The following is a 24,652-nucleotide window of genomic DNA, read 5'->3' on the forward strand; positions in this document are numbered from 1 at the left end:
GCGTTGCAGTCAGTTTAATGATTAGAGGACACAACGATCAGAGTGGCAAAACCTTTATGATGCAACGGATAAGCAGACGGCACTTGTTGATGCTTTCAGCCGGGTCTGTGATGGCAACGTCCACTTTGATGCCGCGCTATGCGCAGGCCGCACAGACGAGTTTCGACGTGATTGTGATTGGGGCGGGAATTGCGGGCCTTGCTGCGGCAGGCAAGCTCACCGAACTCGGATATTCCGTCGTCGTTTTGGAGGCAACGAACAAGGTTGGTGGCCGGATCAGAACTGACTGGCGGTTGGGCGCACCCTTTGAAGTTGGTGCCGGTTGGATACATGGCCCGCACAGGAACCCGATATCAGGTCTCGCAGCCAGCATAGGGGCACCCACCTTTGTGACTAAAGATGACAGTTTCGAGGTCTATTCACAAACGGGAGAACGGCAAGCAAGTCAGCGAATTTATGATGCCTATGAAGACCTTACGGAGCTCTATCAGATAATTGATGCGCGTGTAGGTGCCGGTCAATCACTTGAAGCTGCACTTCGTTCGTTGCCTGGCAACGGCTTGGAAGACCCTATTTTGAACTGGATGGCGAGCGCCTACACAGAGTTCTCGAACGGAAGTTCCCTTGAAACATTGTCTGCCTACTATTTTGATGAAGACGATGTCCTCGAAGGTGACGATGTCATCCTCCCTGAAGGCTATGATAAAATACCCAAGACATTGGCGGAAGGATTGGACATTCGTTTCAATGCTCCCGTGGAAGCTGTCGAATATGAAGAAGGCGAGGGAGCTACCGTTCTGAGCGCCGGCGGAGTGTTCGAAGCCGATTACGTGGTTTGTTCCGTTCCACTTGGCATGCTCAAGCAGCAACGTATTAGCTTTGATCCACCCTTGCCAAAAAAGCATCTGACACATATCGGCAATCTGGGCTTTGGAAATGTCACAAAGCTCGCTCTCAAGTTTGAAGACCCATTTTGGCCGCTGGACATTCAGTATTTTGGCTATATGGGCGAACCAAGAGGGCGATGGAATTACTTCCTGAACTACTGCACGTTCAGTAACGAAAACATCCTTTTGGGCGTTAGTGTCGGCGCTTATCCTCTGGCGGTTGAAAAGCTTCCAAACACCGAAATGGTGGCCGACTGCATGGCAGCCATCCGTGCCATGTTCGGAACCAGAGCGCCGGAGCCTGTCGCGCATATTGCGACCAGATGGTCGCAAGACCCTTGGACCGGCGGCGCTTATTCCTATTCGAAAGTGGGCAGTTCACCGCGGGATTTTGACGGACTACAGGAGCCTGTCGCCGATACACTTCTTTTCGCAGGCGAACATACGGACTTTGCCTTTCACGGTACAACGCATGGTGCTTACCTGAGCGGTTTACGTGCCGCAGAAACGATTGACGAGAAATTGGCGGACTGAGGAAACTTTCACCGATTGAGGAAATTCGACCCAAAGTCGAAACATGTGTCTAGAGGTCAGTGATTTGCTGACGGTCTGAGAGATCCGGAACCTTCTTACTCCCAGAACGAAATTCCGCATGTCATATCGCTGCGATTTCCCTGTATCCCCTTGACACTTCGGACCCCAAGCAGTATCGCGCTCCCATCGTGCGTCTCGGACTCCGTCCAAGGCGATGCGCTGCTGTTTGAACGCTTCCGGAAAAAGGGAAGTACCGGCAGTGCGGCACACGGAATTTTAAAACAAAACCTCCGGGGCGGATTGCCGCTCGGGATTGAGGACGACTAAACCCATGCAGGTAACCGAAACCCTCTCTGAGGGCCTCAAGCGAGAGCTGAAAATCGACATTCCGGCTGGTGATCTTGCCGCCAAGCTGGAAGACTACATGGCCGATATGAAATCCAAGGCCAACATCAAGGGCTTTCGTCCGGGCAAAGTGCCGCTTGGACACCTGAAGAAAATGTATGGCCGTCAGGCCATGGCGGAAATCCTGTCCAACACCATTCAGGAAACCACGCAGAAAGCCGTAGAGGAGCGCTCCGAGCGCCCGGCACTGACACCGGAAATTGATCTTCCGGAAGAAGATGCTGAAAAGATTATGGCTGGCGACGCCGATCTGTCATTCAAAATGACCTACGACGTTCTGCCCGATTTTGACATTGTCGATTTTGCCGGCATCGAAATCGAGCGCCCGGTCGTTGAGATCGAAAACGGTGAAGTCGACGAACAGATTGCCGAAATCGCAAAGAACAACACTCCGTTCGATACCAAGGACGGTGCTGCTGAAAATGGCGACCGGGTCACAATGTCTTACCTCGGCAAGATCGACGGTGAGCCGTTTGAAGGCGGTGCAGACGAGAACGGTCAGCTGGTACTGGGTTCCGGTCAGTTTATTCCAGGCTTTGAAGATCAATTGATCGGCGCCAAGGCTGGCGATGAAAAGGTTGTTGAAGTGTCCTTCCCAGAGGACTACCCAGCAGCCCACCTTGCCGGAAAAGCTGCGGCTTTCGACGTAACCGTCAAGGAAGTTGGTGCGCCGGGTGAAGCAGCCATCGACGATGAGTTTGCCAAGGGCCTTGGTCTCGAATCACTTGAGAACCTGAAAGAAATTGTTCGTGGTCAGATTGAAGGTCAGTTCGGCCAGATGACCCGTCAGCGCGTGAAGCGTCAGCTTCTCGACAAGCTTGACGAGCACTATTCTTTCGAACTCCCGGAAAAACTGCTCGACAGTGAATTCGATGTCGTCTGGCGCCAGGTCGAAGAAGACATGAAGCGCAACGAAAAGACCTTCGAAGACGAAGACACGACGGAAGAAGAGGCGAAGGCTGAGTATCGCAAGATCGCCGAGCGCCGCGTGCGCCTAGGTCTGGTCCTGTCCGAGATTGGCGAAAAGAACGGCATTCAGGTCACTGACGAAGAGCTGCAGCGCGCGCTCTATGACCGCGTGCGCCAGTTCCCGGGTCAAGAACAGCAGGTGTTTGAGTTCTACAAGAACAACCAGCAGGCCCTGGCAAGCCTTCGTGCTCCAATCTACGAAGAAAAAGTCGTCGACTACATGCTGGAGCTTGCCAAGGTAAGCGACAAAACGGTGACCAAGGAAGAGCTCGAAAAGCTTGTCGCCGACGACGAGGAAGACGCGTAAGCTTTTTCCCCCATATCCCCAGATGCGGCAGCGGTTTTAACTTTGCTTTCATGCCGCATCTGTCATGACTTTGCGTTGAGGGCGACATCTCATATATACGGGATGTCGCTTTTTTCGAGTCAGGCCATGAATCGATGCGCTTCACGGCCTGTTTCAAGCCAGGAATCATCCCGGCATCATCTCAAGCATATGGATGAGGTATGAAGGATCCTGTCGATATCTACATGAACACACTCGTGCCAATGGTTGTCGAGCAGACAAACCGGGGCGAGCGGGCCTTCGATATCTTCTCGCGCCTGCTCAAAGAGCGCATCATATTCCTGACCGGCCCGGTCGAGGATCACATGGCAACCCTGGTCAGTGCGCAGCTTCTTTATCTGGAAGCGGAGAATCCGAGTAAGGAAATCGCAATTTACATCAACTCACCAGGTGGCCTGGTGACATCTGGTCTTGCGATTTACGACACAATGCAGTTTATCCGCCCTGCGGTATCGACCCTTTGCATTGGCCAAGCGGCCTCTATGGGGTCTTTGCTGTTGGCAGCCGGCCACAAGGACTTGCGTTCTATTCTGCCCAATGCCCGCGTGATGGTTCATCAGCCTTCAGGCGGTTTCCGTGGGCAGGCGGCGGATATCATGCTTCATGCACAGGAAATCCTGGCTATGAAGCACCGGTTGAATGAAATCTACGTGAAGCACACCGGACAAAGCCTCGATCAGGTTGAAGAAGCGCTTGAGCGTGACAACTTCATGACTGCTGAAAAGGCTAAAGAATTCGGTATCGTAGATAATGTCATCACGGACCGTTCAGGTCTTGGTGGCGAAGAGACCGAATAATGGGCTTACCTGGTCTTAAGCAAAGATTGAATTTCTTTGATTGAGACCGGGAAAACCCCAATTGATGCCGGGTTTTCATCTTCGCCTTAAACCTATATTGATTTTTAATGGCGAAGCATGGTGACATCGGACTTAAAGAAGGGGTGCTTCGGCGTCTCTTCGGTACCGGTAGGTCCGGTTGGACCTGACCGGCTGAATAGGGGAAACGCCCCACAAACGCGAGGTTGACTACATGACCAAGGCCAGCGGCAGCGATTCCAAGAATACGCTTTACTGCTCCTTTTGCGGCAAAAGCCAGCATGAGGTTCGCAAGCTGATCGCCGGCCCGACTGTTTTCATTTGCGATGAATGTGTCGAGCTGTGCATGGATATCATCCGTGAGGAGAACAAATCCTCGCTGGTGAAGTCTCGGGACGGGATCCCGACCCCTCAAGAGATCCGCGACGTTCTGGATGACTATGTCATCGGACAGGGCAGTGCCAAAAAGGTACTGTCGGTCGCCGTTCACAATCACTACAAGCGCCTGAATCACGCATCCAAAAGCAATGATGTGGAACTGGCGAAATCAAATATCCTTCTGGTTGGCCCGACTGGGTGCGGCAAGACGCTGCTAGCGCAAACGCTTGCCCGTATTCTGGACGTGCCGTTCACCATGGCGGATGCAACGACACTTACCGAAGCCGGCTATGTCGGTGAAGATGTTGAAAACATCATTCTGAAGTTGCTGCAGTCTGCTGACTACAACGTCGAGCGTGCGCAGCGCGGCATTGTCTATATCGATGAAGTCGACAAGATAAGCCGGAAAGCGGACAATCCTTCGATTACGCGGGACGTGTCAGGCGAAGGTGTCCAGCAGGCGCTTTTGAAGATCATGGAAGGCACGGTGGCTTCCGTTCCGCCGCAAGGTGGGCGCAAACATCCGCAGCAGGAATTCCTGCAAGTGGATACCACCAACATCCTGTTCATCTGCGGTGGTGCGTTCGCTGGTCTCGACAAGATTATCTCCGACAGGGGCACCCAGTCGTCGATAGGTTTCCAGGCGCAGGTTCACGCACCTGAAGACCGTCGTATCGGTGAGCTCTTTGCCGAGCTGGAACCGGAAGACCTGTTGAAATTCGGTCTCATTCCGGAATTTGTCGGTCGCTTGCCGGTGATCGCAACGCTGGAAGATCTGGACGAAGATGCGCTGGTGACGATCCTGACGGAGCCTAAGAACGCTCTGGTCAAGCAGTATCAGCGCCTGTTCGAAATGGAGCAGGTCGAGCTGTCTTTCCACGAAGACGCGCTCAAGGCGATTGCCCGCAAGGCGATCGACCGCAAGACCGGTGCGCGTGGTCTGAGATCAATTCTGGAGTCGATCCTGCTCGACACGATGTACGAGCTGCCGGGTCTCAAAGGGGTCAAGGAAGTGGTGATTTCACCGGAAGTCGTAAAAGGAGAGGCGCGTCCGCTCTATATCTACGAGGACCGTGAAGAAAGCTCCGCCACAAGCGCCTGATACCTTTGACGGTCAGTTGAAAATAAAAGTGAATAAATGCCGCTCCATTGGGGCGGCATTTTGATTTTTCTCACCGAATTTGTTGGCGAAACGTGTTTTCCACCGTAGGTGTGAGTCGTCAACAGACAAGGCTTCTGCAATCGGCCTGATTGCCTTGACACCGGCGGGTCTGGTGTCCACCTAATAGGGCTAAAGAATGGCTCGCGCTGACCATCGGTGCGCCCAGCAGGGGTGCCGGGGTCAGGCCACTCGGTTCTTGTTGGATCCGAAAGCCGTTTTCCAGTGTTTTGGCTGCCTTTTAATGAGTGGGGCCGGGACACGCTGAGAAAGGAAAAAATGAGCGACGCAGAAATCCGCGCTACAGATCCGGACAGCACGGCTGTCTATCCAGTCCTGCCCCTGCGCGACATTGTCGTCTTCCCGCATATGATCGTGCCGCTGTTTGTCGGCCGCGAGAAGTCGATCAAGGCGCTCGAAGAGGTTATGACCACCGACAAGCACATTCTGCTGGCGACCCAGATGAATGCAGCTGATGACGATCCGAATCCGGATCAGATCTACAATGTCGGTACGCTCGCAACCGTGCTCCAATTGCTGAAACTGCCTGACAACACCGTCAAGGTGCTTGTTGAAGGCGGTGCTCGCGCGCAGATCGGAGACTATTCTGATCGCACGGACTATTTCGAGGCAACCGCAACAGTGCTGCCGGAGCGCGATGGCGAGAACATCGAAGTCGAAGCTCTTGCTCGTTCAGTTGTTTCCGAGTTCGAGAACTATGTGAAGCTGAACAAAAAGGTTTCGCCGGAAGTGCTGGGTGCGGTCAATCAGATCGACGACTATTCAAAGCTGGCCGACACCATTGCGTCGCATCTGGCTATCAAGATTCCTGAAAAGCAGGAAATTCTCGCTGTTGTTTCCGTCGCAGAGCGCCTTGAACGCGTTCTTGGCATGATGGAAAGCGAAATTTCCGTTCTTCAGGTCGAAAAGCGCATCCGTTCGCGGGTCAAGCGGCAGATGGAGAAGACACAGCGCGAGTACTATCTGAATGAGCAGATGAAAGCCATTCAGAAGGAACTTGGCGACAGCGAGGACGGCCGCGACGAGGTTGCCGAACTTGAGGAAAAGATCAAGAAGACGAAGCTCACCAAGGAAGCGCGTGAGCGGGCTGCTGCCGAGATCAAGAAACTCAAGCAGATGAGCCCGATGTCCGCTGAAGCGACGGTCGTGCGCAACTATCTCGACTGGCTGATCGGCATTCCCTGGAACAAGAAATCCAAGGTCAAACACGACCTGGCGCTTGCCGAAAAGGTGCTCGACACCGACCACTACGGTCTCGACAAGGTCAAAGAGCGGATCGTTGAATATCTTGCGGTACAGAGCCGGGCCAACAAGTTGCGTGGTCCGATCTTGTGCCTGGTGGGTCCTCCAGGCGTTGGTAAAACGTCTCTGGGCAAGTCTATTGCCAAGGCAACTGGACGTGAATTCGTTCGCATGTCGCTTGGTGGCGTTCGTGATGAAGCCGAAATTCGGGGTCACCGTCGCACCTATATCGGCTCGATGCCCGGCAAGGTCATCCAGTCGATGAAGAAGGCAAAGAAGTCCAATCCACTGTTCCTTCTCGACGAGATCGACAAGATGGGTATGGACTTCCGCGGCGACCCGTCTTCAGCTTTGCTCGAGGTTCTTGATCCGGAGCAAAACTCTTCGTTCATGGATCACTATCTTGAGGTTGAATACGATCTTTCTGATGTGATGTTCGTGACCACGGCCAATACGCTGAACATTCCCGGTCCGCTGATGGACCGTATGGAGATCATCCGTATTGCCGGCTACACGGAAGAGGAGAAGGTGGAAATCTGCCGCCGTCACCTCATTCCTAAGGCGGAAAAGGATCACGGCCTGAGGGACGGTGAGTTCTCCATCGAGGACGATGCTTTGCAGTTCGTCGTGCGTCGTTATACGCGGGAAGCTGGTGTACGTAACCTTGAGCGCGAAATGGCGACCCTTGCCCGTAAGGCGGTCAAGGACATCCTGATGAGTGACAAGGAAAGCGTCACCGTTACGCCTGAGGTCGTCGAAGACTATCTCGGTGTTCCACGGTTCCGCTATGGCGAAGTCGAACTGGAAGATCAGGTTGGTGTTGTCACTGGTCTGGCCTGGACAGAAGTCGGCGGTGAGCTGCTTACCATCGAAGGCGTGATGATGCCGGGCAAAGGCAAGATGACCGTAACCGGCAATCTGAAAGAGGTGATGAAGGAATCGATTTCAGCGGCGGCGTCCTATGTCCGTTCCCGTGCGATCGATTACGGTATTGAACCGCCGACCTTCGACAAGAAGGACATTCACGTTCACGTGCCTGAAGGTGCGACACCGAAAGATGGTCCTTCCGCCGGCATCGGGATGGCGACAGCCGTAATTTCCACAATGACTGGAATTCCGGTTCGCCGCGATGTTGCCATGACCGGTGAGATCACGCTTCGTGGACGGATCCTGCCGATCGGCGGCCTGAAGGAAAAACTGCTCGCTGCACTGCGTGGCGGTATCAAGCTTGTCATGATCCCGGAAGACAACGCCAAAGACTTGGCTGACATTCCAGACTCGGTCAAAAACTCGCTTGAAATCATCCCGGTTTCCGGAATGGAGGAAGTGTTGAAAAATGCTCTGACTCGACTTCCGGAGCCCATCGAATGGGATGAGACAGCTGCAAACGCTGCAGCCAAGGCGAGTGAAAAAGAAGAAGACGCGTCCGGAATTTTGGCTCACTAAGAGCCATTTTGCACCGCACAAAACGTCTAGCCCCGGGTCAACCGGGGCTTTTCTTTTGAATAATCGGTAGAAATGGCTGTTTTCTGCGAAAAAACCTCTTGCGTTTCGCGTCAAATCGCACGAATTTCGCGCAACGGCGCTGACAGGAATCGTCGGCACTCTGCCGTTTCTTAGAAAGGTATCTGCTATGAATAAGAACGATCTGATCGCAGCTGTTGCAGAAAAGACTGGCCTCACCAAAGCGCAGGCAGGCGAAGCAGTTGACGCAACTTTTGATGCAGTCACAGAAACGCTGAAAAGCGGTGACGAAGTCCGCATCATCGGCTTTGGTAACTTCACGGTTTCTGCTCGTGCTGCAACCGAAGGCCGGAACCCGCGGACTGGCGAAACGATCCAGATCCCGGCTTCTAAGACGCCGAAGTTCAAGGCTGGTAAAGGCCTGAAAGACGCTGTGAACTCCTAGTCGTTCCAGACCGATTTCAATTGACCCCGGGCTTGCGATTGCAGGGCCGGGGTTTTTTGTGGCAATAATATCAATCTATGAGTGTTTCTCTTTGAATTGCCTGTTTAGATCTACCATTTCCCCGGCGAAGCGGAACTCCTCACACGGAGGGAGCCATGACACTCCAAGCACTGATAAGCCGCCGTCAACGTGCATTATTTGATGCCTGGGTTCGCAATCCGCTTGTCCAGGTGCAGGTGGAGCATCCTGAATGGTTAGGTCGCCTTGTCTTTCTTGATGAATATGATGACAGCATCGAACCTGAGCGGGCAGGGCGCAGGAGCCTGAAGAATGTGGCCATCGTCCGCAAGCCGGGAAACCCGGATGAAAACGCATGTGTCTGGGTCAGGGCTGGATATTCTTCCTATCAGAAGGCATGGCTGGCATTCGTGAATCAGGTCTACGGTATCAAAGCCACCAGCGCCGACCTTGCGGGTTACAACATCGATCATTTGCTGAACAAGGCGCGAAGCCCCAACAAGGCAGGGTTCATTCGTATTGAGGCAATCAACGATGCGGTCAATCAGGCCTGGGGAGGTCTGTTTGAGCGCGCAGCGAGCAACCCGGAGTTTTCGGCAAATCAAAACAGGCTCAGGCGGACAATGTCGTGGATCATTGCCGCCAAACTAATGAATCAACCACCGCCAAAGGGTCCGAACGATCAACAGGGAATCGCGAGGCTTGTGCAATTCTTCAATCGAAACGGCCTTGCTGCCGACAATCCTCAGCGCGGCCTGACGGATATGTTGCAGTTTGCCTACCGGTTTCGTTAGCCGATCTTCATCCCGTTCAGTTGAGACGCTGCGTCTGCCGGAACTCAAAACTCCTGAAACCGCTTGCCTTGTCTGGCGGTTTAGCGCCTCTGGTGTCGTGATATCTGCACAGGTTCGACAAAGCGGGGTTGAAGCGGTCATCCACAAGTATGGCGGGGATTGCGAATTTCTTAGAATTAGGACTTGCCAAGAAAGTGGCGACAACCTAAAAGGCGTCTCACCTCGTTGAGGGCGATTAGCTCAGTTGGTAGAGCGCTTCGTTTACACCGAAGATGTCGGGAGTTCGAGTCTCTCATCGCCCACCATTTTCTTTCCCAAATTCAAAGACTTTGCCTTGTGCCGTGATGCTTCGCGTTTCGGTTCTTCATTCGTTTTTTGTTCAGTGACCCAATTTCTGGTCGGGGCAGGGACTGCCTGATTTTTCGCGAACAGATGCGATCTTGTAAAACTGCGCTAACAAAAAAATTGAATGAGACTCGATTGAGCTTCTGATTGCAGCTTCAAGGACTTGGCTGCAGTCCAGCACCTACTTCGGATGCAATATAAGCACTGAGTGCACTTTTTTGCTTGTTTTTCGCCGTGTTTGGTTTCTATAAATTTTACCGGCTAACAAAAAAAACATCGAAAAATTAGAAGTTTAATTAGATGGCGATAGTCCTTTTTATCAAGATTTTGGGATCAGTTATGCTGCTCCTTTATGCGGTGCGCATGGTGAGGACCGGTTTTGAACGGGTGTCTGGCCCCGCACTCAAGCGCACCATTATCAAAGCCGCATCTGGCCGGGCAGCCGGGGCCCTGTCCGGGATGGCGGTGGCAATCCTGCTGCAAAGTGCAACGGCGGTTGCGGTACTCGCGGCGAGCTTTGCAACTTCCGGCATCCTTTCTACGGCTGCAGGGCTAGCGGTCCTGCTTGGTGCCGATCTCGGATCGTCTCTCGTCGTGCAGTTCCTGGTATTTGACCTCAGCTGGCTGGTTCCACTGCTATTGGCGATCGGGGGGTGGTTGTTCCTGAAAGTTGAGTCTCGAACCACAAAACATGCAGGACGGATCCTGATCGGCATAGCACTTGTGTTGATCTCGCTTCAGATGATTGGGGAATCGACGGCGCCTTTGAAAGAAGCTCAGTTCATGCCGCATGTTGCCGAATATCTGGCCGGTGATGCTTCAACAGCATTGGTGCTTGGAGCGGTGCTTGCGTTTCTGATTCATTCCAGTGTGGCTGCGGTATTGATGATTGCCGCCTTCGTTCAAAATGCAGGTTTGCCGTTGGAGGCGGCCGTACCGCTGGTTCTTGGCGCGAACGTCGGAGCAGGGGGTGTGGCACTCTGGTTGACGCGCGGTATGGATCGAAAAGCCCTGCTGATTCCGCTTGGAAATCTGATCTTCAGGGCCGGCGGCGCCTTGATTGCCATGCTGTTGGTCGCATCCATCCCCCTGCCTTTGGAAACGCTGAGCAGTGATCCAGCGCAACAGATCGTAGCGGTGCATATCTTGTTCAATCTCCTACTGGTTCTGACCTGTCTGCCGTTGACCGGGCCAGTTGCCAGACTGACCGAGCGGTTGATGCTCTCGAAAGAGCTGGGAGCCGGCACCAACGAGACCGTCGTCAAAAGTGCTCTGGATCAGCGGGTTGTCCATGTCCCCAGGCTGGCACTTGCCAGTGCGACCCGGGAGCTGTTGCGCATGGGGGAGCTGGTTGAGTTCATGACCCGGCCAGTGATGATGATGCTTGAAAATGGCGATCAACAGGAAATCAAGCGTCTTCAGGCGATGGATGAGAACGTCAACAGGATACACTCCGACATCAAGCTCTATATTGCGGAGGTTAACCGCGGTGCATTGACCTCGGAGGAGGCGGAGCGGAGCATGGAGCTGGCAAGTTTTGCTATTAATTTGGAACGTGCCGGCGACCTGGTGTCAAAAAACCTTTTGGAACGGGCGGTTGAGCTGAAGGAAAAAGGGATCAAATTTTCCAGGGATGGGCGGGTTGAGCTTGAAAACTTGCATGACCGTGTCTTGGCCAACATGCAGCTGGCGCTTAACGTGCTTGTTTCCAGTGATGTTGCTTCAGCGCGCGAACTGATCGCCGAGAAAGACAGGATGCGTCAATTGGAGCGGGAATGTCATGATCGACATCTGGGCAGGTTGAAATCGAGGACGCCGGAAAGCATCGATTCAAGCAACGTCCACATGGAAGTCGTGCGCAGCCTCAAGGAAATCAATTCGCTCTATGCCACTGTGGCAGTACCGATCCTGGCTTTGGAGGGACAATTGAGGGACAGCCGTCTAGTCCCTGCGGAATAAAGCCACCTTGTTGATAAGACTGGTTCAATTCGCGCTAGTTGCCGACGCAGCATGGCGAAGGCGTCAGGTTCCAAATTCATTTTGCCGGTGTAGTTCCTATACCGTGTCGACTTGTTGATCGGGGACGAGTTATCCACACTGAAGGACGGCTTCTTTGATGCGGAAAAACCGAGTTGTCTGCGGCTTTGTCAAAAAAGGCAATTTGGATGCGTCAGTGCGCTTGACTTCGCTTTCCAGCCGCCGTACATCAGCGCCACTTCACGGCAACACTGCGTTGCCGCGCGAAGCGGGTGTAGCTCAGTTGGTTAGAGTGCCGGCCTGTCACGCCGGAGGTCGCGGGTTCGAGCCCCGTCACTCGCGCCACTTCTCACTAAGATGCAAGAGTGTATCTTGAAAGAAGAGGCGCAAATATACCGTGATTGTGCGGGTGTAGCTCAGTTGGTTAGAGTGCCGGCCTGTCACGCCGGAGGTCGCGGGTTCGAGCCCCGTCACTCGCGCCACTCACGGTTCCCGAACTTGTTCCCAAGTTGATAAATGACGAATGGATTGACCGCGCATGCGGCCAACCGGACACGGCCCGATTTTTGTCGGTTGGGCCTGAATGTTGCGTATAGGTTCGCATAAAAGTAATCGACAGCGTCAGCTTCTTCAAATTGTTACGGTTTTGGGTCTTCCCTTGTTTTTGAATTGCGATTCTATTCAAGGGGTGGAAATCCGGCTCGGGTGCGTCATAATCCCGCGCAGCCTGTGTAAAGATTTTGCGGTTGCACAAACTGGCTGAAACAAAGGAGTTGGCAGGGGTCGTTTGGAAATTGGCTCATATGTGGCAAGAGTTTGACCCGCAGGGGGTCTTGCGTTGCACCAAGCCGTAAGTTAAGCGTGCGCTCGCATGTTGGTTTCATTAAGCTGACGGGCTCTGCGCGACCAGCCGGCTTTATGAGGCCAAGAGGTGCAGCCCCGGCTCCGGATCGCCTCTCGATCCGCCTCCATATGCAAGGACGCGAAAGACATGGAAGAACTCTTGCGGGAATATGTCCCGATCGTCGTGTTCATCGGCATTGCACTGGTGATCGGCCTTGCCTTGCTGATTTCACCGTTTCTACTGGCCTACAAAAACCCGGATCCGGAAAAATTGTCGGCCTATGAGTGCGGTTTCAACGCGTTCGACGATGCGCGCATGAAATTCGACGTGCGTTTCTATCTGGTCTCGATCCTCTTCATCATTTTCGATCTTGAAGTTGCCTTCCTGTTTCCCTGGGCTGTCGTATTCGGTGACCTCGGCTGGTACGGGTTTTGGTCGATGATGGTCTTTCTCGGCGTCCTGACTGTCGGATTTATCTACGAATGGAAAAAAGGAGCGCTGGAATGGGATTGACCACTACCGATCCGCTCGTCGCTCCCAAACCCAAGGGCATTATTGACCCGAACACCGGTAAACCGATCGGTGAGGACGACGCGTTTTTCCTTGAGGTCAACAATGAGCTGGCCGACAAGGGCTTCCTCGTAACGTCGACGGACAACCTTATTCAGTGGGCCCGCACGGGCTCTTTGATGTGGATGACCTTTGGTCTTGCGTGCTGCGCTGTTGAAATGATGCAGATGTCCATGCCGCGCTACGACGCGGAACGTTTCGGATTTGCTCCGCGTGCTTCTCCGCGCCAGTCAGACGTGATGATTGTGGCCGGAACGTTGACCAACAAAATGGCTCCTGCGCTTCGCAAGGTCTACGATCAGATGCCTGAGCCGCGATACGTGATTTCGATGGGCTCATGTGCGAACGGTGGCGGCTACTACCACTATTCCTATTCAGTGGTTCGCGGATGTGACCGGGTCGTGCCGGTCGACATTTACGTTCCAGGGTGCCCGCCGACGGCAGAAGCGCTTCTTTACGGTGTGATGCTGCTGCAAAAGAAAATTCGCCGTACGGGCACTATCGAGAGATAAGGGTTTTACCGCCTGAAACGGCGGAGAATTCAAAGGATTGGCGCTTGCGGGCGCGTTAAAAGGAAGGCTCCGAGGGAGTGAGGGCGAACACCATGGACGAGACTTTGAAGGAACTCGCTGAGCACGTTGAGCTTGGTCTTGGCGAGTCTCTCGTGTCCTGGAAGGCGGAATTCGGTGAATTGACGCTGAGCGTGAATGCGACCGACATTCTGGATGTGGTTCGCTTTTTGCGTGACAACGCCTCGTGCAAATTCGTCAATCTGACCGACATTTGCGGCGTCGACTATCCGGAGCGTGAGAAACGCTTTGATGTTGTCTATCACTTCCTGTCACCGGTTCAGAACCAGCGCATCCGCGTGAAAATCGCGACCGACGAGACAACAGCCGTGGCTTCACTGACATCGCTTTTTCCAGGAGCGGAATGGTTCGAGCGCGAAGCTTACGACATGTATGGAATTCTTTTCTCTGGCCATCCGGATCTGCGGCGCATCCTAACCGATTACGGCTTTGACGGGCATCCGCTACGCAAGGATTTCCCTGTGACCGGCTTCGTTGAAGTTCGCTATGACGACCAGAAAAAACGTGTCGTCTATGAACCTGTTCGACTGAACCAGGAAATGCGTTCCTTTGATTTTCTCTCGCCTTGGGAAGGTACCGACTATGTGCTGCCCGGCGATGAGAAAGCGACAACCAACTGATCGGCGGGGCGGGGATGAGCGAGCGGCTTTCTGGTGGATGTCTTTGCGGGGCAGTGCGGTTCAGTGCGCAGCCCGACAACGGCGAAATGGGCGTTTGCCATTGCGGCATGTGTCGGCGCTGGACAGGCGGGTCATTCATGGCCGTTGGCTGCGGCCCCATGAGCAGCGTTGAAATTGAAGGCGGAGACGCTCTCAGCATCTATAAAGCGTCAGACTATGCTGAACGGGTGTTTTGCTCGAAATGTGGTTCGACATTGATGTGGCGCATGGCGGATGGCTCCCATGTCAGTTTTTCTGCGCAAGCCTTTGACGACCCGTCTCAATTCAAATTCACCACGGAGATCTTCGTGGACGAACAGCCGGCCAACTACGCGTTTGCAAACGAGACGCGCAAAATGACCGGCCCTGAAGTATTTGCGTACTACACGCAGCAAATGCAGGAACCTCAAAATGGCTGAGGCTCAGGTCCGTAACTTCAACATCAATTTCGGGCCCCAGCACCCGGCAGCCCACGGCGTTTTGCGTCTGGTTCTGGAGCTGGACGGCGAGGTTGTGACACGTGTCGATCCGCATATCGGGCTTCTCCACCGGGGCACCGAAAAGCTGATCGAACAGAAGACCTATCTGCAGGCAATTCCGTATTTCGACCGTCTCGACTACGTAGCGCCGATGAACCAGGAGCACGCCTTTGCATTGGGTGTCGAGAAGCTTCTTGGCATCGAGGTTCCAAAACGCGGACAGCTTATCCGGGTTCTTTATTCGGAAATCGGACGCTTGCTGTCCCACCTTTTGAACGTTACGACGCAAGCTCTCGATGTCGGCGCTCTGACGCCGCCACTTTGGGGATTTGAACCGCGCGAAGAGCTTATGGTTTTTTACGAGCGTGCCTGCGGGGCCCGCATGCATGCAGCCTATGTGCGGCCTGGCGGTGTTCACCAGGACCTGCCACGGGATCTGCTGGATGATATCTGGGACTTTTGCGATCCGTTTTTGCAGACCTGCGATGACATCGAAGGACTGTTGACCGACAACCGTATTTTCAAGCAACGGAACGTTGACATTGGTGTCGTGGATCTGGACGACGCGTGGGCCTGGGGGTTCTCCGGTGTCATGGTGCGGGGCTCGGGTGCTCCTTGGGATTTGCGCAAATCTCAACCTTATGAGTGCTATTCCGAACTCGACTTCGATATCCCCATCGGAAAGAACGGCGATTGCTATGACCGCTATCTGATCCGCATGGAAGAAATGCGCCAGTCGGTTCGCATCATGAAGCAGTGTCTTGAGAAGCTGACCGTTGAAACAGGTCCCGTGTCGTCGACCGACGGTAAGATCGTTCCTCCTAAACGGGGGGAAATGAAGCGGTCGATGGAAGCGCTCATACACCACTTCAAGCTCTATACCGAAGGTTACCACGTTCCCGCCGGCGAAGTTTACGCCGCCGTGGAAGCGCCCAAGGGTGAATTCGGTGTCTATCTTGTCGCTGATGGAACGAACAAACCTTACCGCTGCAAGATCAAGGCGCCGGGATATGCGCACTTGCAGGCGATGGATTTCCTTTGCAAGGGCCATATGCTTGCCGACGTTTCTGCGGTTCTCGGTTCCATGGACATCGTGTTCGGCGAGGTAGACCGCTAGATCATGACCCTGACCGGAAACTCCATTGTTGTTGATTGGCGCACCGGTGCGATTTCAAACGCATCGTCGGTCGAGCGCGCCGGCCTTACTGCGATGAGCATTGCGGCCAGGGCACTTGCGCCTCTTAACAGTCGTGGCATTTCCTATGTGGCCAAACTGGTCAGCAAAGCTCTGCCCAGTCAAAAAGACATCCGCCTCGTGCTGGACGAGGACCTAGAGTTCGCGTTCCCTTATGGGGATGCTTATTGGAGCCGCCTTTTGAAGCCCTTGAGCCTCTATGAAGAGGAAATCGAAGCGCTCCTGCTGACATTTAGCGATCTTGACTACGCGTTCATCGATTGCGGTGCGAACTACGGGTATTGGTCGGCAAAGGTTACCAGCAGACGGTTTGGCAAGCGCCAGACTGCTGCTGTTGAGCTCGATCCGGTTAATTTTGAACGGCTGTGCGAGAATGCCGTTCTGAACGATAACCGGTTCATTTGCATCAATCGGGCGGTGTTCGACAAGGACGGAGAAGTCCTGAATTTCTTCGGCCGCAAGCATGAGGCCAGATCGCTGGTCGATCAGCAGGTTTCAGGACACGCGCTTGGTGACGTCGAGACGATAACTCTGGACAAAATACTTGAAGAAGCCGGGCTTGAGGATCACTCGACGATAGTCTTGAAGCTCGACGTTGAAGGAAGCGAGATTGAAGCTCTGAAAGGAGCAAGCAATCTGCTGCAGAAAGACGTTCTGATAATCTACGAAGACCATGGCGCCGATCGGAGTCATTCGGTTTCCAAGTACCTTTCCGAGGAATGTGGCATGCGGCTGTTTGGCTACAATGCTGATCGTTTCTTCGAATTGGGCGCGGTTTTGGAGCTTGACGGCCTGAAGCGCGACCGCCGTAAAGGTTATGATTTTTTCGCGACACAAAGCCGATTCTGGATGGATCGTCTCGCCGGCCTGGTGGCCGGTCAGGCGCAAACCGGAGACGGTAGTGTGGCCATCGCGCAGTAAACGGGGATAACACCATGGCAGTTCGCCGACTTGCCGCGGAACAACCAGAAAGCTTTGTGTTCACCGAGAAAAATCTCGCGTGGGCCAATAAGCTTATCGACCGCTACCCGGCCGGACGTCAGGCCTCCGCGGTCATTCCGGTTTTGTGGCGTGCACAGGAGCAAAATGACGGTTGGGTGAGTGAGCCGGCTATTCGCTATATTGCGGAGCTGCTCGACATGCCCAAGATCCGTGTTCTGGAAGTCGCCACATTCTACACGATGTTCCAGCTGCAGCCGGTCGGAAAGAAAGCCCATATCCAGGTTTGCGGTACCACGCCCTGTCAGCTGCGCGGTTCAGAAGACTTAATCAAGATTTGCAAGTCCCGCATTGCCAAGCATATGCACGAGATTTCAGAGGACGGCATGTTCTCTTGGGAAGAAGTCGAGTGTCTTGGTGCTTGCGTAAACGCCCCCATGGTTCAGATCTTCAAGGACACTTATGAGGATCTGACGCCCGACAGTTTCAACAAGTTGCTTGATGATATTTCCGAAGGGCATGAAGTCACGCCCGGACCGCAGAACGGCCGGCGTTTTGCAATGGCTGAAGGTGAGCAGACGTCTCTAACCGACATTGAGGACACGAGTAAGGGGGCATTGCCCGTTGCTCATGTCGTTGATGGAGCTGAGAAGGCATCCCACGACTTCGCCGGCGCTGCGATCAACGTCGGCGGAAACGACTATGATGGCGTGCCAACGCCTGCTGAAGATGCGGTTGCCAAAGTGAGGGCAGCATTTGCCGCTAAGGCAGAGAAAAAGCCTGACACACCGGCAGCGGCTCCCGAGGCAAAGAAATCAGCAGCTCCTGCTGAGAAGAAAGCCGAAACGAAAGAAATTGAGAAGGCAGAGAAGCCGGCCAGCAAAGCAGCTGCACCAAAGTCCGCCGTAAAACCGAAGGCGGAGAAGGAGGCGGCTGCGGTTGAAGAGAAAGCGCCGGAGACGCTGACCGAGGCCCGTGGCGGTAAACCTGACGATCTGAAGAAATTGAAGGGCGTCGGACCGAAACTGGAAGCAACGCTGCATGATCTCGGGTTCTTCCATTTCGACCAGGTTGCGAACTGGGGACCTGCTGAAGTCGCATGGGTGGATAGCAGATTGAAGTTCAAGGGGCGTATCGAACGCGACGGCTGGATTGAACAGGCCAAGATCCTGGCGTCCGGTGAAGACACAGAATTTTCCAAGCGCGTGGAAGCCGGTGATGTGGCCTCCTCCAAGAGCGAAGACTAGGGGGTCGAGATGCTGAAAGATCAGGATCGGATCTTCACCAATATCTACGGTTTGCACGACTGGGGCCTGCAAGGTGCGAAAAAGCGGGGCCAATGGGACAATACCAAGGCTCTGCTCGACAAGGGTCGTGACTGGATCGTGCAGGAAATGAAAGATTCGGGTCTGCGCGGTCGTGGCGGTGCGGGTTTCCCAACCGGATTGAAGTGGTCCTTCATGCCGAAGGAGTCCGATGGACGTCCGGCTTATCTTGTTGTGAACGCAGACGAATCGGAACCTGGAACCTGCAAAGACCGCGAAATACTCCGGCATGATCCGCATACTCTTGTTGAGGGCTGCCTTGTTGCCGGTTTCGCAATGGGTGCCATTGCCGCTTACATCTATGTGCGCGGTGAGTTCATCCGGGAACGTGAGCGTCTACAGGCCGCCATCGATCAGGCGTATGACGATGGCCTGATCGGCAAAAACAACAAGAACGGATATGATTTTGATATCTACGTTCACCATGGGGCCGGCGCCTATATTTGTGGTGAAGAGACTGCTCTGCTGGAGAGCCTTGAGGGCAAGAAAGGCCAACCAAGGCTGAAACCGCCATTTCCGGCCAATGTTGGGCTCTATGGCTGCCCGACAACGGTGAACAATGTGGAATCGATAGCAGTTGCCCCGACGATCCTGCGTCGCGGCGCCGCCTGGTTTTCAGCACTCGGACGTCCGAACAACACTGGCACCAAGCTTTTCTGTGTGTCCGGTCACGTCAATAAACCGGCGACTTTCGAAGAAGAACTTGGCGTTCCCTTTGACGAGATGATCGACAAGCATTGCGGAGGCATTCGCGGCGGCTGGGATAATCTGTTGGCAGTCATTCCGGGCGGGTCTTCGGTGCCGTGCTGTACGGCTGAACAGATCAAGGAAGCGCCCATGGACTTCGATACCTTGCGTGGCATGGGATCGGGGCTTGGCACTGCCGCAGTGATCGTCATGGACAAGTCCACCGACATCATCAAGGCGATCGCAAGGCTGTCCTACTTCTACAAGCATGAGAGTTGCGGACAGTGCACTCCGTGCCGTGAAGGAACGGGGTGGATGTGGCGCGTCATGGAACGCATGGTGAAGGGCGAATCTTCCTATGAGGAGATCGACATGCTGTTCAAAGTGACCAAGCAGGTCGAAGGCCACACCATTTGTGCCCTCGGGGATGCGGCCGCGTGGCCGATCCAGGGTTTGATCAAGAATTTCCGGCCGGTCATCGAACAGCGTATCGACGACTATGTCGCCAAGTCGACGTCGTCTTCGACCATGGTGGCGGCTGAGTAAGCGGAACGGGATTTGGAGAGCAACGGATGACGAAGCTCATCATCGACGGCAAGGAAGTGGAAGTCCCGGCGGACTACACGCTGCTTCAGGCCTGTGAAGAGGCGGGCGCCGAGGTTCCGCGCTTTTGTTACCATGATCGATTGTCGATCGCGGGCAACTGCCGCATGTGCCTGGTGGAAGTGAAGGGTGGACCGCCCAAGCCGACAGCATCCTGCGCCATGGGCGTGAAGGATCTGCGCCCCGGTCCGAACGGCGAGCCCCCTGTGGTCGACACCAAATCGGAAATGGTCAAGAAGGCACGCGAAGGGGTGATGGAGTTTCTCCTTATCAATCACCCACTCGATTGCCCGATCTGCGACCAGGGCGGTGAGTGCGACTTGCAGGATCAGGCGATGGCCTACGGGGTCGATGGCTCCCGTTTCCATGAAAACAAACGCGCAGTTGAGAACAAGGAAATCGGGCCACTGATCAAGACGATCATGACCCGGTGCATCCATTGCACTCGCTGCGTTCGTTACACGACCGAGGTGTGCGGCGTAACGGATATGGGCCTGATTGGCCGCGGCGAGGATGCGGAAATCACCACATATCTCGAAGCGGCCCTTTCGTCTGAGATGCAGGGCAATGTTGCCGATCTCTGTCCGGTTGGAGCGCTTACGCACAAGCCTTACGAGTTTCATGCCCGTCCGTGGGAATTGACGAAGACGGAAAGTGTCGACGTCATGGACGCGGTCGGCTCGGCCATTCGGGTCGACACCCGGGGCAAGGAAGTCATGCGGGTGATGCCGCGCCTGAACGAAGAGATCAACGAAGAGTGGATTTCCGACAAGGCGCGCTACATCTGGGACGGCTTGAAAACACAACGTCTCGACCGGCCCTACGCCAAGGTGGACGGCAAACTGCAGCCGGTTTCCTGGAATGAAGCTTTCCAGATCATTGCTGAAAAGGTGAAGGCAACCTCAGCCGACAGGATTGGATCGCTGGCTGGGCAGCTGGCAGGCGTTGAAGACATGTTTGCCCTGAAAAGCCTGATGGAAAAGCTTGGTGTAGCCAATATCGACAGCCGTTTCCCGGGGTCACCGCTGCATCCAAAGAACGGACGAGCCAGCTATATTTTCAATTCCACGATTCAGGGGATTGAAGAAGCTGATGCGATCATGCTGATCGGCACCAATCCGCGTCAGGAAGCACCGGTTCTGAACGCCCGCATCCGCAAGCGTTGGTCCCAGGGCAACGTCAATATCGGGTTGATCGGCGAAAATGCGGATCTGACCTACCCGGTGACCTATCTTGGTGCGGGACCCGAAAGCCTGAAACAATTCGTCGATCATGCGCCAGCAAATGCTGAACGCCCGATTTTCATTGTTGGACAGGGCGCTCTCAATCGGCCGGACGGCGAGGCTGTCTTTGCCAACATCGTTGCTGCCGCCAAGTCGCTCGGTGTGATCAAGGACGGCTGGAACGGCCTCAATATCTTGCACACTGAAGCCTCCCAGGTCGGCGCATTGGATCTTGGTTTTGTTCCTGGAGAAGGTGGCAAGGATACGGGTGGAATGCTCGAGCAGGACGCGATGGATGTTCTGTTCCTGCTGGGTGTCGACGAAGTTGAAGTTCCCGAAGGTGCATTCGTTGTCTATCAGGGCACACATGGCGACCGCGGAGCGCATCGTGCGGACGTGATCCTGCCTGGCGCGGCCTATACTGAAAAGTCCGCGATCTATGTGAATACCGAAGGACGTGTTCAGCTCGCCGATAGAGCCGCATTCCCTCCCGGTGATGCACGAGAAGACTGGGCGATACTGCGGGCGCTTTCCGGGCATCTTGGCCAGACGCTTGAGTTCGATTCGCTGAGCGAATTGCGCGCAAAACTGTTTGAGGCTGTGCCGCATATGGCGAGTATCGACACGATTGAAGAAGGCGATGCCGCCGGTCTTCAGAAGCTGGCCAACGCCAAGGCCAAAATGGATGGTGCCGGATTTGCCAATCAGATCCGGGACTTTTATCTGACCAACCCGATCGCGCGTGCCTCCAAGGTGATGGCCGAGTGTTCGGCGCTCGCAATAACGCGAGCGGCAGAAGCTGCTGAATAAGGGGCAGGGGACCGATATGGCTGAGTTCATGACGACCTACGGTTGGCCGTTCCTCTGGATGGCATTCCAGAGCGTTCTGCTGATGGTCGTGCTTCTGGTGATTGTTGCCTACGTTCTATACGCGGACCGGAAAATCTGGGCAGCCGTGCAAATTCGCCGCGGTCCGAATGTTGTCGGACCCTGGGGACTGTTTCAGAGTTTCGCCGACCTTCTCAAATTCGTGCTGAAGGAGCCGGTTATTCCGGCAGGATCGAACAAGATTCTGTTTCTGCTGGCACCGCTCGTTTCCGTACTTCTGGCACTTGCCGCCTGGTCGGTGATACCGGTGGCCGATGGGTGGGTAATCGCCAACATCAATATTGGCGTGCTATTCGTCTTTGCCGTGTCTTCACTTGAGGTTTACGGCGTTATCATTGGCGGGTGGGCATCCAACTCCAAGTATCCATTCCTGTCTGCGCTGCGCTCGGCCGCGCAAATGGTCTCATACGAAGTTTCTATCGGCTTTGTCATTGTCACCGTCCTCTTGTGCGCCGGAACGTTGAACCTGTCTGGTATCGTTCATGCACAGGAGACTGGCCTGGCGACCATGCTGGGCGTGCCTTGGCTGTCTTTCCTGAACTGGTATTGGCTGCCGCTGTTCCCGATGTTCGTCGTCTTCTTCATCTCCGCCCTTGCTGAAACCAACCGGCCTCCGTTCGATCTTGCTGAAGCAGAATCGGAGCTTGTTGCCGGCTTCATGGTTGAATATGGCTCCACCCCGTACATGATGTTCATGCTTGGTGAATATGTCGCGATCTGTCTGATGTGCGCTTTGATGACCATCTTCTTCATGGGGGGCTGGCTTCCGCCGTTGGATTTTGCCCCGTTCACGTGGGTACCAGGCGTCGTCTGGTTCATTTTGAAGTGTCTGCTGGGCTTCTTCATGTTCGCTATGGTGAAGGCAATGGTGCCGCGTTACCGCTATGACCAGTTGATGCGTCTGGGTTGGAAAGTGTTCCTGCCGCTGTCTTTGGCGATGGTTGTTGTTGTCGCCGCTGTATTGATGGTCATGGGCTGGGCACCGGGCGCAGCGTGAGTATCTCGATCGCCGGCCTTGTCGGTGCCGCTGTTGGACTTTACATCGGCTGGCTCGATTGGAAGATCCTGAAGGGCATACTTCAGGCGAGCGAGACGAAAAACAGACAAGCCGGCGGCGACGGTGGCGCTGTTGCAAAGTACAAGGCGCTTTTGGGCGCTCTGATTTTTGGTGTTCCGGTGATCGGCTTCCCGATCGTCGGGTATTGGGCCGCCAGCGCGCTGGCAGGTTGAGGAAAGAGAGGCAAAAAGCGATGGGACTTAGTCAATCCGTCAAATCGCTGTTTCTGCAGGAGTTCGTGTCTGCCTTCATTCTGGCAATGCGTTACTTCTTCAAGCCGAAGCCGACGATCAATTACCCTTTCGAGAAGGGGCCAATCAGCCCGCGTTTCCGAGGGGAGCACGCTCTGCGCCGATATCCGAATGGCGAGGAACGGTGCATTGCCTGCAAACTTTGTGAAGCGATCTGCCCGGCTCAGGCCATAACGATCGAAGCGGGTCCGCGTCGCAACGACGGAACGCGCCGGACGACGCGTTACGACATCGACATGGTCAAGTGTATCTATTGTGGCTTCTGCCAGGAAGCCTGTCCGGTGGATGCGATCGTCGAAGGACCGAATTTCGAATTCGCAACGGAAACGCGCGAAGAGCTCTACTATGACAAGGAAAAGCTTCTCGCCAACGGTGACCGTTGGGAGCGCGAAATCGCTCGCAACATTGAAATGGACGCTCCTTACCGCTAGGAGCTAACCGCACATACCGTTATTCGCCCGGCAATCCGGCCGGGCTCCGCATTTCCGGCCGAAAGGCCACACCACAGGCAGGTCTTTGAAATGATCCTGAAAGCCCTCTTTTTCTACCTGTTTGCCGGCGTCACAGTGGCGTCAGCATTCATGGTGATCGCGTCCCGAAATCCGGTGACGTCGGTTCTGTTTCTGATCCTGGCCTTTGTGAATTCTGCTGGTCTGTTCATTTTGCTGGGCGCTGAATATCTGGCGTTGCTGCTGGTGGTTGTCTATGTGGGGGCGGTCGCAGTTCTGTTCCTCTTCGTTGTGATGATGCTCGATGTCGACTTCGTCGAGTTGCGCCAGGGTTTCCTGCAGTATCTGCCCGTCGGGGCGCTGGTCGGACTTATCCTGATGGTTGAGCTTCTGATGGGTGTGGGTGCATGGATCATCGCGCCCGAGATTTTGGGGCACGGATCCGAGCCGACCCCTGCCTTGAGCCAAATGAGCAATATCGAAGCACTCGGCTCGGTGCTTTACACGAAGTACATCTATTTCTTCCAGGTCGCGGGCCTGGTCCTGCTTGTGGCAATGATCGGGGCAATCGTTCTGACATTGCGTCACAAGCCAAATGTCAAACGCCAGAGCATTCCGGATCAGGTGGCGCGGAACCGAGAAACCGCCATTGAGGTACGGAAAGTTGAGCCTGGCAAAGGCATCTGACGCGTAACTCGCGTCACAAGAGAATGTCCGGAAACCAGCACGCTCCTCCGTGCGGTTTCTGGTTGGGGTAATCGAGGGGAGCACGGCGAGGCGCCCATGGAAATCGGTCTGTCGCACTATCTGTCGGTCGCGGCGATCCTGTTCACAATCGGGATTTTCGGGATCTTCCTGAACAGGAAAAACGTGATTGTCATCTTGATGTCCATCGAGCTGCTGCTGCTGTCGGTGAACATCAACTTTGTCGCCTTTTCGTCGTTCCTCGGCGACATGATGGGGCAGGTCTTTACTATGCTGGTTCTCACCGTGGCTGCTGCCGAAGCGGCAATCGGTCTGGCGATCCTGGTGGTCTTCCACCGGAACCGCGGCTCTATCGCCGTGGAAGACGTCAACGTGATGAAAGGTTAGGA

The 24,652-nt window shown here is 54.6% G+C and carries 22 protein-coding genes and 3 tRNA genes; all 25 read left to right on the plus strand.

The window, feature by feature from the left end; all coding sequences use genetic code 11:
* Positions 1–89: 89 nt before the first annotated feature.
* Positions 90–1,421 (plus strand): flavin monoamine oxidase family protein, encoded by a 1,332-nt coding sequence (locus ACZ1HV_RS00945; protein ID WP_472718386.1) that lies wholly within the window; start codon positions 90–92, stop codon positions 1,419–1,421.
* 331 nt (positions 1,422–1,752) lie between these two features.
* Positions 1,753–3,102, plus strand: coding sequence for a trigger factor (tig, locus tag ACZ1HV_RS00950; protein WP_472717040.1), 1,350 nt, complete (start codon positions 1,753–1,755; stop codon positions 3,100–3,102).
* A 200-nt stretch (positions 3,103–3,302) separates the two neighbouring features.
* A complete protein-coding gene (locus tag ACZ1HV_RS00955) occupies positions 3,303–3,938 on the plus strand; it encodes an ATP-dependent Clp protease proteolytic subunit (protein ID WP_298820477.1) in 636 nt (211 codons plus the stop codon).
* Positions 3,939–4,170: 232 nt separating this feature from the next.
* Entirely contained in the window at positions 4,171–5,436 is a 1,266-nt protein-coding gene (gene clpX, locus ACZ1HV_RS00960; RefSeq protein WP_298820479.1) for an ATP-dependent Clp protease ATP-binding subunit ClpX, read from the plus strand.
* 336 nt (positions 5,437–5,772) lie between these two features.
* Positions 5,773–8,202 carry an endopeptidase La gene (gene lon, locus ACZ1HV_RS00965; RefSeq protein ID WP_472717041.1) on the plus strand — a complete coding sequence of 810 codons (2,430 nt, stop codon included), beginning with the start codon at positions 5,773–5,775 and terminating at the stop codon, positions 8,200–8,202.
* Between the two features lie 187 nt (positions 8,203–8,389).
* Positions 8,390–8,665, plus strand: a complete 276-nt coding sequence (locus tag ACZ1HV_RS00970; RefSeq protein WP_152501572.1) for an HU family DNA-binding protein — start codon at positions 8,390–8,392, stop codon at positions 8,663–8,665.
* A 155-nt stretch (positions 8,666–8,820) separates the two neighbouring features.
* Entirely contained in the window at positions 8,821–9,477 is a 657-nt protein-coding gene (locus ACZ1HV_RS00975) for a hypothetical protein (RefSeq protein ID WP_472717042.1), read from the plus strand.
* A gap of 229 nt (positions 9,478–9,706) precedes the next feature.
* Positions 9,707–9,782: transfer RNA gene (locus ACZ1HV_RS00980), tRNA-Val, on the plus strand.
* A gap of 340 nt (positions 9,783–10,122) precedes the next feature.
* The gene (locus ACZ1HV_RS00985; protein ID WP_472717043.1) at positions 10,123–11,781 is read left to right on the plus strand and encodes a Na/Pi cotransporter family protein; all 1,659 of its coding nucleotides are present in this window, start codon (positions 10,123–10,125) and stop codon (positions 11,779–11,781) included.
* A 286-nt stretch (positions 11,782–12,067) separates the two neighbouring features.
* Positions 12,068–12,144, plus strand: a tRNA-Asp gene (locus ACZ1HV_RS00990).
* 60 nt (positions 12,145–12,204) lie between these two features.
* A tRNA-Asp gene (locus ACZ1HV_RS00995) sits at positions 12,205–12,281 on the plus strand.
* Positions 12,282–12,790: 509 nt separating this feature from the next.
* Positions 12,791–13,156: an NADH-quinone oxidoreductase subunit A gene (locus ACZ1HV_RS01000; RefSeq protein ID WP_152501575.1), complete on the plus strand. Its 366-nt coding sequence runs from the start codon at positions 12,791–12,793 to the stop codon at positions 13,154–13,156.
* A complete protein-coding gene (locus tag ACZ1HV_RS01005; protein ID WP_298820487.1) occupies positions 13,147–13,725 on the plus strand; it encodes a NuoB/complex I 20 kDa subunit family protein in 579 nt (192 codons plus the stop codon). The genes ACZ1HV_RS01000 and ACZ1HV_RS01005 overlap by 10 nt, the downstream gene beginning before the upstream one ends.
* Before the next feature lie 92 nt (positions 13,726–13,817).
* Positions 13,818–14,423 carry an NADH-quinone oxidoreductase subunit C gene (locus ACZ1HV_RS01010; protein ID WP_298820489.1) on the plus strand — a complete coding sequence of 202 codons (606 nt, stop codon included), beginning with the start codon at positions 13,818–13,820 and terminating at the stop codon, positions 14,421–14,423.
* A gap of 14 nt (positions 14,424–14,437) precedes the next feature.
* The gene (locus ACZ1HV_RS01015) at positions 14,438–14,881 is read left to right on the plus strand and encodes a GFA family protein (protein ID WP_298820491.1); all 444 of its coding nucleotides are present in this window, start codon (positions 14,438–14,440) and stop codon (positions 14,879–14,881) included.
* Positions 14,874–16,058, plus strand: coding sequence for an NADH-quinone oxidoreductase subunit D (locus ACZ1HV_RS01020; RefSeq protein WP_472717044.1), 1,185 nt, complete (start codon positions 14,874–14,876; stop codon positions 16,056–16,058). Before ACZ1HV_RS01015 ends, ACZ1HV_RS01020 begins: the two co-directional genes overlap by 8 nt.
* Positions 16,059–16,061: 3 nt before the next feature.
* Complete coding sequence (locus tag ACZ1HV_RS01025) at positions 16,062–17,057, plus strand: FkbM family methyltransferase (RefSeq protein ID WP_472717045.1); 996 nt, start codon at positions 16,062–16,064, stop codon at positions 17,055–17,057.
* 14 nt (positions 17,058–17,071) lie between these two features.
* Entirely contained in the window at positions 17,072–18,322 is a 1,251-nt protein-coding gene (locus ACZ1HV_RS01030; protein ID WP_472717046.1) for an NADH-quinone oxidoreductase subunit E, read from the plus strand.
* Between the two features lie 9 nt (positions 18,323–18,331).
* The gene (nuoF, locus tag ACZ1HV_RS01035; RefSeq protein WP_472717047.1) at positions 18,332–19,633 is read left to right on the plus strand and encodes an NADH-quinone oxidoreductase subunit NuoF; all 1,302 of its coding nucleotides are present in this window, start codon (positions 18,332–18,334) and stop codon (positions 19,631–19,633) included.
* 26 nt (positions 19,634–19,659) lie between these two features.
* Positions 19,660–21,723 (plus strand): NADH-quinone oxidoreductase subunit NuoG, encoded by a 2,064-nt coding sequence (nuoG, locus tag ACZ1HV_RS01040; RefSeq protein ID WP_298820499.1) that lies wholly within the window; start codon positions 19,660–19,662, stop codon positions 21,721–21,723.
* 16 nt (positions 21,724–21,739) lie between these two features.
* The gene (gene nuoH / locus ACZ1HV_RS01045; RefSeq protein WP_298820501.1) at positions 21,740–22,798 is read left to right on the plus strand and encodes an NADH-quinone oxidoreductase subunit NuoH; all 1,059 of its coding nucleotides are present in this window, start codon (positions 21,740–21,742) and stop codon (positions 22,796–22,798) included.
* Entirely contained in the window at positions 22,795–23,031 is a 237-nt protein-coding gene (locus tag ACZ1HV_RS01050) for a hypothetical protein (protein ID WP_298820503.1), read from the plus strand. Before nuoH ends, ACZ1HV_RS01050 begins: the two co-directional genes overlap by 4 nt.
* 20 nt (positions 23,032–23,051) lie before the next feature.
* Positions 23,052–23,540, plus strand: coding sequence for an NADH-quinone oxidoreductase subunit NuoI (gene nuoI, locus ACZ1HV_RS01055; protein ID WP_298820505.1), 489 nt, complete (start codon positions 23,052–23,054; stop codon positions 23,538–23,540).
* Positions 23,541–23,630: 90 nt separating this feature from the next.
* A complete protein-coding gene (locus ACZ1HV_RS01060; RefSeq protein ID WP_298820506.1) occupies positions 23,631–24,245 on the plus strand; it encodes an NADH-quinone oxidoreductase subunit J in 615 nt (204 codons plus the stop codon).
* A 96-nt stretch (positions 24,246–24,341) separates the two neighbouring features.
* Positions 24,342–24,650, plus strand: a complete 309-nt coding sequence (nuoK, locus tag ACZ1HV_RS01065) for an NADH-quinone oxidoreductase subunit NuoK (RefSeq protein ID WP_094070939.1) — start codon at positions 24,342–24,344, stop codon at positions 24,648–24,650.
* Positions 24,651–24,652 lie beyond the last annotated feature (2 nt).

The sequence above is a fragment of the Roseibium sp. JB4-4 genome (assembly GCF_055693425.1).

Bases quoted from the DNA above. Each gene is read 5' to 3' on its own strand.
- ACZ1HV_RS01005 (WP_298820487.1), top strand. From the start codon at position 13,147: ATGGGATTGACCACTACCGATCCGCTCGTCGCTCCCAAACCCAAGGGC.
- ACZ1HV_RS01060 (WP_298820506.1), top strand. From the start codon at position 23,631: ATGATCCTGAAAGCCCTCTTTTTCTACCTGTTTGCCGGCGTCACAGTG.
- ACZ1HV_RS00955 (WP_298820477.1), top strand. From the start codon at position 3,303: ATGAAGGATCCTGTCGATATCTACATGAACACACTCGTGCCAATGGTT.
- ACZ1HV_RS00945 (WP_472718386.1), top strand. From the start codon at position 90: ATGCTTTCAGCCGGGTCTGTGATGGCAACGTCCACTTTGATGCCGCGC.
- ACZ1HV_RS01020 (WP_472717044.1), top strand. From the start codon at position 14,874: ATGGCTGAGGCTCAGGTCCGTAACTTCAACATCAATTTCGGGCCCCAG.
- ACZ1HV_RS01025 (WP_472717045.1), top strand. From the start codon at position 16,062: ATGACCCTGACCGGAAACTCCATTGTTGTTGATTGGCGCACCGGTGCG.
- lon (WP_472717041.1), top strand. From the start codon at position 5,773: ATGAGCGACGCAGAAATCCGCGCTACAGATCCGGACAGCACGGCTGTC.
- nuoH (WP_298820501.1), top strand. From the start codon at position 21,740: ATGGCTGAGTTCATGACGACCTACGGTTGGCCGTTCCTCTGGATGGCA.
- ACZ1HV_RS01015 (WP_298820491.1), top strand. From the start codon at position 14,438: ATGAGCGAGCGGCTTTCTGGTGGATGTCTTTGCGGGGCAGTGCGGTTC.
- nuoF (WP_472717047.1), top strand. From the start codon at position 18,332: ATGCTGAAAGATCAGGATCGGATCTTCACCAATATCTACGGTTTGCAC.
- nuoG (WP_298820499.1), top strand. From the start codon at position 19,660: ATGACGAAGCTCATCATCGACGGCAAGGAAGTGGAAGTCCCGGCGGAC.
- ACZ1HV_RS00985 (WP_472717043.1), top strand. From the start codon at position 10,123: ATGGCGATAGTCCTTTTTATCAAGATTTTGGGATCAGTTATGCTGCTC.
- nuoK (WP_094070939.1), top strand. From the start codon at position 24,342: ATGGAAATCGGTCTGTCGCACTATCTGTCGGTCGCGGCGATCCTGTTC.
- tig (WP_472717040.1), top strand. From the start codon at position 1,753: ATGCAGGTAACCGAAACCCTCTCTGAGGGCCTCAAGCGAGAGCTGAAA.
- ACZ1HV_RS01030 (WP_472717046.1), top strand. From the start codon at position 17,072: ATGGCAGTTCGCCGACTTGCCGCGGAACAACCAGAAAGCTTTGTGTTC.
- ACZ1HV_RS00975 (WP_472717042.1), top strand. From the start codon at position 8,821: ATGACACTCCAAGCACTGATAAGCCGCCGTCAACGTGCATTATTTGAT.
- ACZ1HV_RS01010 (WP_298820489.1), top strand. From the start codon at position 13,818: ATGGACGAGACTTTGAAGGAACTCGCTGAGCACGTTGAGCTTGGTCTT.
- clpX (WP_298820479.1), top strand. From the start codon at position 4,171: ATGACCAAGGCCAGCGGCAGCGATTCCAAGAATACGCTTTACTGCTCC.
- ACZ1HV_RS01000 (WP_152501575.1), top strand. From the start codon at position 12,791: ATGGAAGAACTCTTGCGGGAATATGTCCCGATCGTCGTGTTCATCGGC.
- nuoI (WP_298820505.1), top strand. From the start codon at position 23,052: ATGGGACTTAGTCAATCCGTCAAATCGCTGTTTCTGCAGGAGTTCGTG.
- ACZ1HV_RS00970 (WP_152501572.1), top strand. From the start codon at position 8,390: ATGAATAAGAACGATCTGATCGCAGCTGTTGCAGAAAAGACTGGCCTC.